Consider the following 14296-nt stretch of genomic DNA (forward strand, 5'->3'; position numbering starts at 1 on the left):
TCCAACATGTCTGATTGTCCCATCGCTGAGACCGCTTCCCTGACCCGCGTGCATTTGGCGCTGGGCGGCAACATTGGCGACCGCGCGGCCAATCTCGCCGCCGCCATCGCGCGCCTTGGCGCGGCGGTGCGGATCGACCAGACGTCCGCCGTCTATGAAACCGCGCCGATGTACGTGACCGATCAGCCAGCCTTTCTGAACATGGCGGTCAGCGGCGTGACCACGCTGGCCCCACCGGCCCTGCTGGCCTTCGTGAAAGAGATTGAGGCGGCGTTGGGGCGGGAGCAGGGCGGTTTGCGGTTTGGACCGCGCCCCATCGACATCGACATTCTGCTGTATGGCGCGGTGACGATGGCGGACCCGACGCTGGAAATCCCGCATCCCCGCATCGCCGAGCGCGCCTTCGTGCTTTGCCCGCTGGCCGACGTCGCCGCCGCCGTCACGCACCCAACTCTGGGACGGACCATCGCCGATCTTGTGGCCGAGGTTCCGGGGCGCGACACCGTTCTGCGGATCGCCGAAAGTCTCGACCGTTTGTGACGTCCGGGCCGCCGCCGTCGCTGGCGGGTGGCAAGACCGGGCGCTTGCGCCTATAGTGCCAAGAGGGGGCGGGCAAGGCCGCCCGAACCGTTCCAGGGGCCGTTCCGATGGGACTGGCTGGGAGATGCCGTTTGTCAGACAACAGCGCGGATCGTCGCGCCATCGTCCAACCGGGCGGGGCGACGCTCACTTACACGATTCTCGTGCGCGGCTTCACCGCTCCGGTTCGGCTGGCTGGACGGGATGGTCCAGTCATCGCCAGTTTTGACCTGACCTTGACGGTGGTCCATCCGGGACAGGGTTTCCCCGACGACATCGCGGCTGTGATGTCCTACGAGGACATCGTGGAGGAGTTGCGCCGCCTGTGCGCGGAGGAATCGATTTCCGGTCCGGACTATCTGGCCGAGAGCGCCGCCGATTTGTGTCTGGCCCACGCCAAGGTCCAACGGGCTTCCGTCGCTGTGGAGTTGCCGTCTGTGACCGAAGATGGCGCAGGAACGGGCGCAAGCATCACACGTATGCAACAAAACAGTCTTTCATCTTTCTGAATCCATCACGTTACTATCTTTGACCTATTGGTCAGTCCGATGGGACTACGCTGGCGTGACGATGTATGAATTGCCCATGACCAAAATCTGGGCATTTTTTCTTTTCCGCCGTCGGATATCGTTGCGGAATTGTATTTTTCGCGTACAATCCAAAGCTAAGGGTTAACAGCCCGTATATTCCGACCCAAACAGCGCGCAGGCACCCACCATCCGCAGTGATTGATCCGTTTCAAGGGAGGGATCCATGGACCGCAGCACGACGCCGACCCTTTCGGAACTCCTTGAAGACCCAATCATCCTCACCGTCATGGCCCGCGATGGCGTCAGTTGCGAAAATTTGCGGCAGTTGTTTGACAAAATTCGCCGCAATCGCCGCCTGCAAGAAGAGCGGATCGCGGCTTAAGGTCGGTTTTCGCTCTCGGCTTTGGCCGCATTGCTCGTGTTGAACGATAAGGATGTCGCTCCAGTGGGAGCGGCATCTTTTGGTTTTACGACGCCTTTTCAATCGTCACACTCCCAAAACCTCGTTGACCGCCTCCATCACTTCAGCGGGGGTGAAGGGTTTGCGCAGGGTTTTTTGCGCGCCAAGCGCCTCGGCGACGGGCAGAACGTCAAGCGAGGCGCGGGCGCCGCCACCGGAAATGGCGATGATTTTCAAATCGGGCATGACGCGCCGCAACTCCATGATCGTGGCCAGCCCCTCCTGGTTGGGCATGAAGATGTCGGTGATGACCAGATCGGCGGGATGCTCGTGGAATCGGGCGACTCCCTCCACCCCGTCACGCGCGCCGAACGCTTCATGCCCGCCACGCGTGACGGTGCGCAACAGCATGGTTCGCACCATATCGTCGTCGTCGATAATCAGAACGCTGGCCATGGCATGGTTTCCTCTTCGTTCTTATTGAAAGTGGGACGGGGTTGCGGGCGTGGGGCGCCCAAGAGACAGTTGCTTCACCAGTGTGACGAACGGATCCGGCGCAATGGGGGTGGGCAGCACGCGCGTGATGCCGGCGGCCTGGATGGCGGCCTCCTCCCGGTCGATGGGAACGTCCGCGCACAGCAAGATCGGCATGCCTGGAGAGGCGGTGGCAAAGGCGCGGGCCAACGTCAGCAGCTTCCAGGTCGGCTCAAGGGCGCTCTGAACCAAAACAACGATGTCGAACCGCTCTGGCGCGACGCTGAACAGCGCCAAGCCACGGCGGCTGTTCACCGAAGCCGCCACGCGGAACCCTTGCGACCGCAACAGGCGGCTGGCCATTTTCAGCATCGTGCGTTCGCCGTCCAGCAACAGCACCCGTCGCGCGTCGTCGTGTCGGCGGTGCGGGGCGTCCGGATCGTGCAAGGGTAGAAAGATGGTGATGGAGGTTCCTTGACCGGGCGCGCTGGTCACGTCGATCACGCCGCCATGGTCGGCGACGATGCCATGAACGGCGGCGAGACCAAGGCCGGTTCCTTTGTCCACCGGCTTGGTGGTGAAAAAGGGATCAAAGATTCGCTCCTGAACGATCGGACTCATCCCACAGCCGGTGTCGCTGACGGTCAGTCTGGCGTAACGCCCGGTGTCGAGGCGGCTGCGCGCCAAATCCCGTGGGACCGCGACGGACAGGGCGCTCACGGCAAGGGTGACGCGACTTCCACCGTCGCGGGCGGCGGCGTCATCAAGAATGGCGTCAACGGCGTTCTTGCAAAGATTGACGATCACCTGATGCAATTGGCTGGGGGCCGCCAAAACCGGGATCGGTTCGTCTCCGCATCGCAACACCCACTCCACCCCGTTGAGGATGGTCGGCTCAACCAACTCCACGGCGTCGCGCGCGATGTCCCGCAGATCCATCGGCTCGCGTTCCAGCTTTTCCTTGCGCGCGAAGGTCAGCAACTGTTGCACCAACCCTTTGGCCCGGTTGGCGGCGGCGGTCACATGGCGCAAATCGTCGCGAATGTCGCTGTCGGCGGGCAGAGCGTCGAGCGCGAGATGGCTGTAGCCGAGAATCGCCGTCAGAATGTTGTTGAAGTCGTGGGCGACGCCACCGGCCAGAACGCCGACCGCCTGCATCTTTTGGGCGCGCCGCACCTGCTCGTCGGCCTGCCGACGGGCGGTGACGTCGTCCAGGGTGGCGATGAGGTTGGTCATGCGGCCATCGTCATCCAGCATGGGGGTCACGCGGATGGCGGCCCAGAAATGTTCACCGTCGTTTTTGCGGCCGGGCAACTCGGTCTGCCAACTTTCGCCAGCCGACAAAGCCCGCCACATCGCCGGATGATGCTCCGTCACCGCCAGCGGACCAGAGGCGGCGACGCTGGCGATGAACGCGTCCAGATCCGGCGCGACGTCGGGCGTGCGTCCCGTCATCATGCGGAAACGTGGGTTGAGGTAGATGGTTTTGCCCAGCGAGTCGGCGATCAGAACCGCCACCGGGCTTTGCGCGACGGCCAGCGACAGGGTGCGCAGCGTGTCTTCGGCGGTCTTCAACTCGCTGATGTCGGTGACGAAGCCTTCGACGGCGGTGATCCGCCCCTCGGCGTCGGCCACCCCGACGCCCTGCTCCCAGACATGACGAAGGTTTCCGGCCCGGTCGATCAGACGGTAGCTGAGGGTGAAACGGCGGCGCTGGCCGAGCGCGGCGTCAATGCCGCTGCGGACATGGTCGCGATCAGCCGGGTGAATCAGCGCGCCGAACGGCACGCTTCCATCGATCAAATCGTTCGGGTGATGGCCGGTCAGCCGCTGCCCGCCTTCGCTGACAAACAGCATCGACCGTTCGGCGTCGGCCCGCCCCCGATAGGCCATGCCCGGCAAATTGCCCAGCAGGGTGGCCAGCCGTCGCTCGCTTTCCCAACGTTCCCGCTCAGCCCGCGCCTTCGCCGTGATGTCGCGGGCCACCGCCACCAGCCCCAGCACAGCGCCGGACGGGCCAAAATAGGGCGTCTTGATGGTTTCCAACAAGACGGAACGACCGTCTGGGAAATCCACCCGCTCCTCCATGCGATGCAAGGTGCGGTGGCGCAACACTTCGGCGTCGCGTTCTTGAAAAAACACGGCGCGATCTTCTGGCACCAGATCATGGTCGGTGCGCCCGACGATCTCGGCGACTGCGCGTCCCATAAAATCGGCGAAGGCTTTGTTGCAACCGAGATAGACGCTGTGCGGATCCTTGAAAAAGATCAAATCCGGGATCGAATCGATCAACGCTTGAATCCGCGCATGGCCGTCGGGCGGGACGGCGGCGGTTGGCGGATCGTCCCGCAGGGCGGTGACGTTGAAGGCGTGGCTGACGCAAAACGCCCCGCCGTCAGGGCTTGGGCGCAGAATCGTGACCGTATGCCACCAAGCGGCGCGGCCATCCGCCAGCATCATCCGATGATCGGCGTGGCGGACAAGCCGCTGCCCGACCATCAGAGCGTGGGCGATTTCCGCCAAGAAACGGGCGCGGTCATCGGGCGGAAGCTGGTCCGGCAGCGGCCCGGCCCCGAATTCCCGCCCGTTGGAAGGGAAACGCCATCGCAGACGCAAGGCCTCGCCCTCGGACTCCTCGTCCGCAAGCGACGCCGCATCATCCAGCACCAAGCGTTGCATGCCGCATCCCATCGACGCTGATGATGGAAAGTCTAACGGTCTTTTCTCTGGTTATGAAGGGGCATGACGGGCGCCGCCTTGCCCCCTTCGTCATCAATAGAGCGGACGCCCTGCCGCGCGGGCGGCCAGCATCGCAGTGTGGTCCAACTGCACCTGATCGGCGTAATCAGCGGCAAAGCTGCGGGTTTCCGCCTTGAATCCGGAAGCCGACACGACGGCGTCGGTGATCTGCTTGTCTTCGCTGAACGGCACCAGCGACGAATCATAATCCTGGTCGGCCAGCGCGTGGGTCTTGGCCAGGATTTTTCCCATCGCCGCCACGGTGTCCTTGAAATTGCCGAGGCTGCCTTTCAGCGCCGTGTAGTCGAAATCCTGCTGGAAGGGCGACTTCTCTTTCACGAAAAAGGGCTTTCCGGCGATGGTGGCCGAACCGATCAACGGATCGGTGTTGGTCAACCCGGCCTTGTTGCTCATCGCCACGCGGGTTCCCTCGTGGTTGCCGTAAGCCGAGGACGGCATCCCGCCGGGGTTGGCCAGCGCCACCGCGCTCGGCCCCATTTCCTTCATTTCCAGGATCACGTCGTCGCTGGTTCCGCTGGTGGCGCCCTCGATCAGCACCCAGTAGCGGGCGCGGCCCAGGCTGCCGACGCCCGACCCCATCCGTTGGCGAACATCCTTCACCGCGTAAAAAGCGGTCGGCTGCCGTTTGGCCGCTGAAATCGAGGCGATGTAGCCGCTCATCGCGCCGGTGATCGCGCTGGTCGTCGCCGTCGGAACCGCCACCAGGGTGGAATCGCTGTTCAGACGGCGAACGCCGCCGCTGACGCTGGTGTATTTGGCCAACAGATCGGCCCGGCTCTTGGTCCCTACCTTCTGCACCACATCCTTGGCGACGTTGGACAGATCACCGGCTTTCAACCGATAGGACAGCTCGTCGTTCGTGCCTTTGAAGTCGGACAGCTTGTTCAGGTAGGACTCGACGAACTGGTCAACCAGCGTTCCCTGATCGCTCTTGGAAAAGCCAAGCTCGCGGGCCGCCAACACGATGCTGACCGCCATGCGGCGGACGTCCCAAGTGTAGCGGCCAAGATAGGATTCGTCGAAGTCGGAGATGTCGAACACGTCGTTCCCCGCCGAATCGCGGACGCCGCCGTAATTCTGCACATGCAGATCGCCGTCGATCCACGCGGCGCTGGTCGCCGCGTTCAGATAGGCTGACGGCGGCAGGGTCGCCATGTCCCGGTAAAACAGATGCGCGGCCCCCCGGTAGAAGACAAAGGGCGACGTCGCCATCTTGTCCATCTTGGTCGCGACCTCCGCCGGTTGCGACTGGGCCAATGGGTGGTTGAAACCGTACAGCTCCGATTCGACCCAACTCGGGCGGTTTGAGGCGGCGTTCACGGGACTGACGGCGAGAAGGGACAGCGACAGCGCAAGGGCGAGGTGGCGCATCGGCGCGAACTCCTGAAATCACGACGGACGAGGAGGGCGATGATCGCCGCCATTCCCGACGTGGTCGTGTGGATTCTGCAAAATTTTGATGACGGGGTTTCATGGTTGGGGCGAGTGCGGATGCTTGCCCCCTCCCTACCCCGCCTTCGGCGGGAGAGGGAACTCCGCCGTCCTTCGCCAAGGAGCCTGCCCCCTCTCCCGCGAAGCGGGGGAGGGATGGGGAGGGGGCAAGCTGGCGCTGAAGCCCTGGTCTCTCATCCTCCCCGCCCGATCATTCCGCCGGGTGGGCGGCGGCCTGCGGGCTGTGGTGGTCCATCGCCTCGTCCGTCGGGAAGGGTTTTTTCCTGGCGATGTAGCTGTAGACGGTCGGCACAACGAACAGGGTCAGGAGGGTGCCCAGCGTCATGCCGCCGACAATCACGGCGCCAATGGCCTGTCGGCTTTCGGCGCCCGCGCCATGGGCGTTGGCCAAGGGCACCGCGCCCAGCACCATCGCCCCGGTGGTCATCAGAATGGGGCGCAGACGCATCACGGCGGCGTCCTCCACCGCCTTGCGGATGTCCACGCCGGCGCGTTGAAGCTGGTTGGCGAACTCGACGATCAAAATGCCGTGCTTGGTGATGAGGCCGACCAGCGTCACCAAGCCGATCTGGCTGTAGACGTTCATCGTGGCGCCGCTGAACTGCAAGGCGGCGAGCGCGCCGGTCATCGACAGCGGCACCGTCAGCATGATGACGAACGGGTCGATGAAGCTTTCAAACTGCGCCGCCAGCACCAGATAGATGAAGGCCAGCGCCAGAATAAAGACGAAATAGAGGCCGGTCGCCGATTCCCGAAACTCGCGGCTTTGCCCGGCGTAGTCGGTCTGGGCGGTGGGCGGCAACGTCTTTTGCGCCGCCGCCTGCATCACCGTCAGCGCTTCGCCCAGCGAAACGCCCGGGGCCAGCGTGGCGGTGATGGTGGCCGAGCGCAGCTTGTTGAAGTGGTTCAACTCTTTGGGCGCCACCCGTTCTTCGACCTGCACCAGATTGGCCAGTGAGATCATCGGCGCGGCGCCGCCCGCCGTCGTCGTGCCGCCGCGCACATAGATCGACGCGATGTCGTCAGGGTTGCGACGGTCCACGTTGGCGACCTGGACGATCACGTCATATTGCTTGCCGTCTTTCTTGAAGCGCGTGACCTGCCGCCCGCCCAGCAGGGTTTCCAAAGTGCGCCCGACGGTGTCGACATCAACCCCGAGATCGGCGGCCTTGTCGCGGTCCAGCGAGATGCGCAGCTCCGGCTTGTTCAGCTTCAGATCGGTGTCGAGGTTGGTCAGACCGGGGAATTTCCGCGCTTCGGCCATCATCGCGTTGACCATCTTCTGCAACTCTTCAAAGGGCAGCGAGGTCTGGATGACGAAATTGACCGGCTTGTCGATCGGGCTTTGCCCCAGCGACGGCGGGTTGGTGACGAAGCCCAGGATGCCGGGGATGCCGAACATCTTGGGGAAGAGCTGCGCGGTGATCGCCTGTTGCTTCACCTCGCGCTGCTCCCAGTCGATCAGGCGGACGAAGGCGATGCCCTGGTTGACCACCGGGAAGCCGACGACGACGAAGAATTTCTCCACCACTGGGATGCTGCGGAACAGCGCCTCCATTCTCTGCGCGTAGCTCATCGTGTAATCGAGCGTCGAGCCTTCCGGCGCGATGGCGATGCCGACGATGGTGCCGCGATCCTCCACCGGCGACAGTTCCGATTTCAGGCCGGTGAACAGCGTGTAGCTGGCCGCCGCCACGCCAAAGCCGATCAACAAAACCAGAGGACGCGCCCGCAGCGACAGCCGCAACAGCCCGCGATAGGCGGCGGTCATGCCCTCCAGGAAGCCTTCGATCACCCGATAGAACAGATTGTGCTTGGTCTCATGCTTCAGCAATTTGGAGCACATCATCGGCGACAACGTCAGCGCGACGAAGCCCGACACGATCACCGCGCCCGCCAGCGTCAGGGCGAATTCGGTGAAGAGACGCCCCGTCCGCCCGGTCATGAAGCTGATGGGGGCGTAGACCGCCGCCAGCGTGATGGTCATGGCGATGACGGCGAAGCCGATCTCTTTCGATCCTTTTAACGCCGCCTGGAAGGGCGGCATCCCCTCTTCCACATAGCGGAAGATGTTTTCCAGCATGACGATGGCGTCATCGACCACCAGACCGATGGCCAGCACCATCGACAGCAGGGTCAGGGTGTTGATCGAGAAGCCAAAGGCGTACATCAGGGCGAAGCTGCCGATCAACGACACCGGGATCGTCACCAGCGGCACCAGCGTCGCCCGCAGGGACCGCAGGAAGAAGAAGATCACCAGCACGACCAGCAGGATCGCTTCAAAGATCGTGCTGAACACCGCGTCGATGGATTTTGAGATGAAAACGGAGCTGTCATAGGCGACCTCGACCCCCATGCCCTCGGGCAGGGCGGCGCGGATCGACCCCAGCGCGGCGTTCACCGCCTTCGACACGTCCAACGGGTTGGCGGTGGATTGCTTGACCACGCCGATGGCGACGGCGCCGCGACCGTTGAAGCGGGCGCTGACCCGCTCGTCCAACGGGCCGATTTCCGCTCGACCGACATCCTTCAAGCGCACCAGATAGCCGCTGTCGTCGCGCAGGATGATCCGCTCGAACTCGTCGGGGGAGCGCAGATCGGTTTCCGACACCACGGTGAACTCACGCGCCACGCTTTCGACGCGGCCCGCCGGGATTTCGACATTCTGTTTGCGCAGGGCGTTTTCGACGTCCTGCGGCGTCACCCGATAGGCCGCCATCCGCTGCGGGTCGAGCCACAGCCGCATGGCGAAACGCCGTTCGCCAAAGATGCGGACCTGGGCGACGCCGGGCAGATTTTGCAGGCGATCCTTGACGTAACGGTCGGCGAAATCGGTCACGTCCAGCGGCGTGTGCCGATCCGACGAAAAGGCGAGGTAGAGAATCGGTTGCGCGTCGGCCTCGACCTTGGCGATCACCGGCTCGTCGATTTCGGTCGGCAGGGCGGCGCGGACGCGGCCCACCCGGTCGCGCACGTCGCTGGCGGCGACGTCCACGTTGCGGTCCAGGCGGAAGCGCAGAGTGATCTGCGATTTTTCCGCCCGGCTGATCGACGACATGACGTCGATGCCCTCGATGCCCGCAAGGCTGTCTTCCAGCGTCTGCGTCACCTGGCTTTCGATGATCTGGGCCGAGGCGCCCTTGTAGGTCGTCTCAACGGTGACGACCGGCTCGTCGATCTTGGGGTATTCGCGCACCGACAGCCGTTGGTACGACACGACGCCGATCAGCATCACTGCCAAACTCATGACGGTGGCGAGAACCGGACGGCGGATGGAGAGATCGGAGAGGACCATGGGTTCAGCTTCCCGACGGCTTGGCGTTGACGACGGCCACCGGGGAACCGTCGCGAATCTTCAACTGGCCCGCCGTGACCACGACGTCGCCAACCTTCAACCCCTGCGTGATCTCCACCTCGGCGTTGCGGCGTTCGCCCAACGTGACCTTGGTCTGCGCGACCTTGCCGTCCACCACCTTGAACACGAACTGTTCTTTGCCAAAGGCGACGATGGCTTGTTCAGGGATCAGCACGGCGTCGGGCACCACGGTCAGGGTCAGCGCCACACGGGCGAACAGGCCGGGGCGCAACGCTCCGTCCGGGTTGGCGACGCGGGCGCGGATGACCACGGCGCGGCCATTCACGTCGATCAGCGGGTCGATGGCGTAGACCTCGCCGTCAAAGTTGCGCCCGGCGAAGGCGTCCACCGCGACCTTGACCGTCTGGCCCATCTTCACCGCCGTCAGGAACATTTCCGGCACGCGGAAATCCAGTTTCAGCGTGTCGATGGCCTCCAGATTGACGATGTCCTTGCCAGACTGGACGAAGTCGCCGACCGACACCTTGCGCAGCCCCAGAACCCCGTCGAAGGGCGCGGTCAGAACCTGCTTGTCCAACTGCGCCTTGGCGAGCTGGACCGTCGCCTCGTCGGCCAGCAGTTTGGCCGCCGCTTGCTCGCGGGTGCGGACTGGGCCGGTGTTCTGCCGCACCAACTGGTCGGCGCGCGACAGTTCGGCGCGGGAAAAGGCGATGCTGGCCTGGGCCTGGGCCAGCGTGGCGCGCGCGATGGAATCGTCCAGACGCACCAGGATGGCGCCCTTGGTGACGCGCTGGCCTTCCTGGAAGGTGATCTCGGCGATGCGCCCGGCGATTTCCGGTCGGATCACCACCGATTCGCTGGACAGCAGCGAACCAACCGCCGTCACCGAACGGGCGACGGCGCCGATCTTGACCGGGACGGCTTCGACCGGCATCGGCGGCATGCCGCCGGGCGGCGGTCCTGCGGGCTTCGCGCCCGCCGCGTCGCCGCCCGGAAGCGGAACGCCGTGGCTTTTCAGCAGCGCCGTCAGTTCCGTCACCGTTCCGCCTTGCTTGACGAAGTACCAGTAGGCGCCGCCGCCCAGCGCGGCCAGGACGAGAAGGGCGAGGATGCGGAGCGAATGGCGCATGGAGGAACCCGGACGACGTTTCGTTTCAACCGCAGTGGAGCACCCTGCGGCGTGGCAAACTAAACTATATCGTTCAGTTCACTTCCGATGTCGAGAATGTTCAATCCGCAACCGCATCATGCTTGATGCGTCGGAGGCGCGCGGGTTGTTCACGACTCGTTCAGGGCAAGAAATTCCTGGAAGTTGGCGCAGCGACCGGCCTTGAAGGCGGCTTCATAGGCGGCGTTGCGGGCGCGCTTGGCCTCCACCGCTTTGGCGAATCGGGCGCGCAAAACTGGATCGTCGATCCGGAGACCGTCACCCGCCAGACGCGCCAGAACATGACGGTAGCAGCGTTCGGCCCGGTCGCCGCTGTCGGTGGAGAAGGTGATGGATCCGGCGCGCTGGCGATACTCATAGAGCGGGTTTTTGACCAGCGGGATTGGGCCGGTTCGGTCCAGAATCTGGACGTTGAAGACCACATCGTCGCAGAAATTGACGTCCTCCTCCCACCCCGGACACAGGTCGCGGCGCACCAGCGGAAACATCGGCACGGAGGTGGCGAGGAAACCTGCCGCGTTAAATTCTGCGGTTCCGTCGTCCGGTGGAAACAAGGTGGACAGCGGCGCGCCGTCTTCGTCCCGCACCACGGCGACGTTGTCGAAGGCGGCGCCGCGCGCCCAGGCCAGGGGGGCCAGAACGGCGAGCCGTTCCGGGCGGAACAGGTCGTCGGCGTCGAGCGGCGCGACCAGCGGCAGGGTCGCCGCCGCCAACCCGGCGTTGCGCGCGGCGGGCGCGCCAGCCCCAATCCGTCCGGTGCTGGTGAAGCGAATCCGAGGATCGTCGAGTCCCACTCCCAACAGGGTTGGCCGGTAATCCGTGCCGTCGTCGCTGACGACCACCGCTTGCCAGGCGGTCCAGCGCTGGCTCAGCAGGCTGCGCACGGCGCGGGCGATGGTGTCATGGGCGCGGTGCGCGGCGATGATGACCGACACGCCGATATCCGTGTCGTTTTCGCGTGTCGGTTCGGCCATTTGTCGCACCCTTTGTCCCGCTTGCGCGTGGGAGTGTGGGGAGAAGGGGGCCGGGTCGTCAACGCGCCTGTCGCTTTTGCCGTCGCCGGGCGTTGAACATGGACCCGATACGGGCTATGTGGTGAATCATGCGAGGCGCCATGCGGCTCCAGCTTTGAATATTCAGGTTTCCGATATCCAGGTTTCCGATAACTTAGGATTCCGACACCAGGGAGAACATCATCAATGGCGCAGGTCGGATACACCCGGTTCGACGACGAACCCGAAAAAGAACCGGACGAAAAGTCGAAGGACACCGCCCAGCCGCCGTTCGCCGCCGTGCAGCAATCCCTGTTCAAGGCGCGCACCGTGCTGATCTTCGGTCAGATCGACATGAAGCTGGCGCAAGGCGTGACGGCCCAGTTGTTGGCGCTGGCCAACGAGGGCGACGGCGACATCACCGTGGTGGTGAACTCCCCCGGCGGCCATGTCGAGGCGGGCGACACCATCCATGACATGATCCGTTTCGTGAAGCCGCGCGTTAAAATGTTGGGAACGGGCTGGGTCGCCAGCGCCGGTTGCCACATTTTCTTGGCGGCGGACAAGGAAAACCGTTTCTGTCTTCCCAACACGCGCTTCCTGATTCACCAACCGCTGGGCGGCACCGGCGGACGGGCGACGGACATCGCCATCGAGGCGAAGGAAATCATCCGCATGCGTGAACGGCTGAACCGCATCATCGCGCGCGAAACCGGCCAGACCTATGAAAAGGTCGCCAAGGATACGGATCGCAATTACTGGATGTTCGCAGGCGAGGCCAAGGAATACGGCATCGTCAGCCACATCATCGACGGCATGGACGAGCTGAAGTAACCGAACGCCCAAACAAAAAGGCCCCCTCCCGTTGGGAAGGGGCCTTTTTTATGACCGGAATTCGCCTTTCCGAGAAGGCGACCGTGTCTTACACGGACAAATTCAGCAGAGAGCCGCGCTGCGCCGCGCGATAGCCCTGGCCATTGACTTGAGCCGCCAGCGCCGCCGCGTTGCTGTCCTGAGACGAACCATTGTGCGTGCCGGAACGGGTGTCGCGGGTTTGTTCGGATTTTCCCGCCGCCTGTGGGGCGGCCACCGTCTGGGTGCGCACCACCGAAGCGGTTTGCTGCGCCGCCTGCACCGCCGGGGACAAAGCCAATTGCGCCGCCGGTGTGATCGACGGTTGCGGCTTGATCGCCTGAAGCGACGGAGTGGGCGCGTTGATTTGCATGATCCAAGATATGTGCCTTTCGGCGCATGTTCGCAAGACGTGATACCGCATGGGACAAGGTTTGAGCCATGCGCGCCGATGTGGTCAGGGCGCTTTCAACGCGTCGCTGCGGGCAAAGACGAACGGCCCAAAAACGCAGACGGCTTGCGCCGCGACCACAGCCAGCATCGCCAGCCGGTGGCCTGTGATCGTGTAACCGCCCGCATCCGCTGGAAAATGGCCCAACGCCCAGCCGATGGCCGGTTGCAAGGTGAAGGCGACGATGAACATCAACAGATTGACCGCCGTGTTGACCCGTCCGGCCAACTCCGCAGGAAAGCGCTGGGTCAGCAGCGAATAGCCCATCACCGACGCGCTGGCGGAAAAGGAATAAAGCGCCCAGCCGACCAGCGGCGACAGGCCCAGATCCAGCGCCATCGCGCCTTGCGTCAGCAGTGCGATGGACACCCCGATGGTCTGCACCATGGGCGGGGTCAAGCCGATCCGCCGGGCGGCGTCGGCGATCATCCCGAACAGGGCGAAGCCCGCCACCATCGCCACCGCCGCGTGTTGCAGATGCGTGGCGACGGCCAGACGGTCCATGCCTTCGACGTCGCGCAGCCATGGCCCGGCCCACAGGCTGATGTAAGCCAGGAAAGCCCCTTGGATCGCGGCGCAACTGGGAGCGAGAGTCCAAAAAATCCGGCTGCGGAACACCGTCATCGTGCCGCGCAGCAAGGCGCCGACCGTAAGGGTTCCACGACCTTCCGCCCGCCGTTCCGGCACGACGGCGAACAGCACAATCGCCACCACCACGGTGGCCGCAGCGATGCCGAAAAACAGGCCGCGCCAGTCGGTGAAGCCGAGCAGCAAGCGCACCGGGGTGGTGGCGAAGACCGCCCCCAAACCGCCGCAGGCCAGAAACAGACCGTTGATCGTCGGCAGCCGCTCGCGCGGCCACCACATGACGTTGGCGGTCAGGGCGGCCATCAGACAAGCCGACACGCCAAGCCCGATCATGGCCCGCGCCAAAGCCAGCGTGGGCAAATCATGGCCCAACGCGAACAGCGCCGCTCCGGCGGCGGCGACCAACAGCAGGGCGGATTCCACCCGTCGCGGCCCGAAGCGGTCGAGCAGCAGACCAAGCGGTGGTTGGAACAGGCCAAAGGCGATGAAATAGGCGCTGGTCAGGAAACCCAACCCCGCCGCCGTCACGCCCAACGACGCCGTCAGCTCATCGGCGATCACCGCGTTGACGGTGCGGTAGAGGAAAGACAGGAAATATCCCATGGCGAAGGGAAGGAAGACGAGAAGGACGCGCCGCAGAACGCTGGGCGCGCCATCAGGGGCGGCGATGGTTTGGTCTGTCACCTGTCTTGTCCCCCCAAGGCCGCGTTCGGCGCGGAGGCAGCTAAACCCAC

General features: G+C 64.2%; 12 protein-coding genes. 4 read left to right on the forward strand and 8 right to left on the reverse strand.

Going from position 1 to position 14296, the window contains the following annotated elements; all coding sequences use genetic code 11:
• Nucleotides 1–6: 6 nt before the first annotated feature.
• The 3 genes from folK to ACODS4_RS03030 all read left to right on the forward strand — a co-directional run bounded on the left by folK (nt 7) and on the right by ACODS4_RS03030 (nt 1491).
• Nucleotides 7–540, forward strand: coding sequence for a 2-amino-4-hydroxy-6-hydroxymethyldihydropteridine diphosphokinase (folK, locus tag ACODS4_RS03020; RefSeq protein ID WP_488860581.1), 534 nt, complete (start codon nt 7–9; stop codon nt 538–540).
• A gap of 131 nt (nt 541–671) precedes the next feature.
• Nucleotides 672–1088: a hypothetical protein gene (locus tag ACODS4_RS03025; protein WP_488860583.1), complete on the forward strand. Its 417-nt coding sequence runs from the start codon at nt 672–674 to the stop codon at nt 1086–1088.
• A 244-nt stretch (nt 1089–1332) separates the two neighbouring features.
• On the forward strand, nt 1333–1491 hold the full coding sequence (locus ACODS4_RS03030) for a hypothetical protein (protein ID WP_488860585.1): 159 nt from the start codon (nt 1333–1335) through the stop codon (nt 1489–1491).
• Between the two features lie 105 nt (nt 1492–1596).
• Here the strand turns inward: ACODS4_RS03030 and ACODS4_RS03035 are convergent, their stop codons facing one another.
• The 6 genes from ACODS4_RS03035 to ACODS4_RS03060 form a co-directional block, all read right to left on the reverse strand.
• Nucleotides 1597–1965, reverse strand: coding sequence for a response regulator (locus tag ACODS4_RS03035; protein ID WP_488860587.1), 369 nt, complete (start codon nt 1963–1965; stop codon nt 1597–1599).
• A 21-nt stretch (nt 1966–1986) separates the two neighbouring features.
• Entirely contained in the window at nt 1987–4662 is a 2676-nt protein-coding gene (locus ACODS4_RS03040) for a PAS domain S-box protein (protein ID WP_488860589.1), read from the reverse strand.
• A gap of 93 nt (nt 4663–4755) precedes the next feature.
• Nucleotides 4756–6114, reverse strand: a complete 1359-nt coding sequence (locus ACODS4_RS03045) for a DUF2252 domain-containing protein (protein WP_488860591.1) — start codon at nt 6112–6114, stop codon at nt 4756–4758.
• A gap of 271 nt (nt 6115–6385) precedes the next feature.
• Nucleotides 6386–9490, reverse strand: coding sequence for an efflux RND transporter permease subunit (locus tag ACODS4_RS03050; protein WP_488860593.1), 3105 nt, complete (start codon nt 9488–9490; stop codon nt 6386–6388).
• 4 nt (nt 9491–9494) lie between these two features.
• Nucleotides 9495–10640 (reverse strand): efflux RND transporter periplasmic adaptor subunit, encoded by a 1146-nt coding sequence (locus tag ACODS4_RS03055; protein WP_488860595.1) that lies wholly within the window; start codon nt 10638–10640, stop codon nt 9495–9497.
• A 149-nt stretch (nt 10641–10789) separates the two neighbouring features.
• Entirely contained in the window at nt 10790–11653 is an 864-nt protein-coding gene (locus ACODS4_RS03060; protein WP_488860597.1) for a glycosyltransferase family 2 protein, read from the reverse strand.
• Between the two features lie 225 nt (nt 11654–11878).
• Between ACODS4_RS03060 and ACODS4_RS03065 the strand changes: the two genes are divergently transcribed.
• Nucleotides 11879–12505: an ATP-dependent Clp protease proteolytic subunit gene (locus ACODS4_RS03065; RefSeq protein ID WP_488860599.1), complete on the forward strand. Its 627-nt coding sequence runs from the start codon at nt 11879–11881 to the stop codon at nt 12503–12505.
• 88 nt (nt 12506–12593) lie between these two features.
• Here ACODS4_RS03065 and ACODS4_RS03070 read toward each other — a convergent pair whose 3' ends face one another.
• Nucleotides 12594–12896: a hypothetical protein gene (locus ACODS4_RS03070; RefSeq protein ID WP_488860601.1), complete on the reverse strand. Its 303-nt coding sequence runs from the start codon at nt 12894–12896 to the stop codon at nt 12594–12596.
• Nucleotides 12897–12980: 84 nt separating this feature from the next.
• Nucleotides 12981–14246 (reverse strand): MFS transporter, encoded by a 1266-nt coding sequence (locus ACODS4_RS03075; RefSeq protein WP_488860603.1) that lies wholly within the window; start codon nt 14244–14246, stop codon nt 12981–12983.
• Between the last annotated feature and the right edge of the window lie 50 nt (nt 14247–14296).

The sequence above is a fragment of the Azospirillum sp. FG154 genome, from assembly GCF_057809575.1.

What these genes read in the sequence shown, in the direction of transcription:
- folK (WP_488860581.1), top strand. Translation starts at nt 7, where the DNA reads ATGTCTGATTGTCCCATCGCTGAGACCGCTTCCCTGACCCGCGTGCAT.
- ACODS4_RS03030 (WP_488860585.1), top strand. Translation starts at nt 1,333, where the DNA reads ATGGACCGCAGCACGACGCCGACCCTTTCGGAACTCCTTGAAGACCCA.
- ACODS4_RS03035 (WP_488860587.1), bottom strand. Translation starts at nt 1,965, where the DNA reads ATGGCCAGCGTTCTGATTATCGACGACGACGATATGGTGCGAACCATG.
- ACODS4_RS03040 (WP_488860589.1), bottom strand. Translation starts at nt 4,662, where the DNA reads ATGCAACGCTTGGTGCTGGATGATGCGGCGTCGCTTGCGGACGAGGAG.
- ACODS4_RS03045 (WP_488860591.1), bottom strand. Translation starts at nt 6,114, where the DNA reads ATGCGCCACCTCGCCCTTGCGCTGTCGCTGTCCCTTCTCGCCGTCAGT.
- ACODS4_RS03050 (WP_488860593.1), bottom strand. Translation starts at nt 9,490, where the DNA reads ATGGTCCTCTCCGATCTCTCCATCCGCCGTCCGGTTCTCGCCACCGTC.
- ACODS4_RS03055 (WP_488860595.1), bottom strand. Translation starts at nt 10,640, where the DNA reads ATGCGCCATTCGCTCCGCATCCTCGCCCTTCTCGTCCTGGCCGCGCTG.
- ACODS4_RS03060 (WP_488860597.1), bottom strand. Translation starts at nt 11,653, where the DNA reads ATGGCCGAACCGACACGCGAAAACGACACGGATATCGGCGTGTCGGTC.
- ACODS4_RS03065 (WP_488860599.1), top strand. Translation starts at nt 11,879, where the DNA reads ATGGCGCAGGTCGGATACACCCGGTTCGACGACGAACCCGAAAAAGAA.
- ACODS4_RS03070 (WP_488860601.1), bottom strand. Translation starts at nt 12,896, where the DNA reads ATGCAAATCAACGCGCCCACTCCGTCGCTTCAGGCGATCAAGCCGCAA.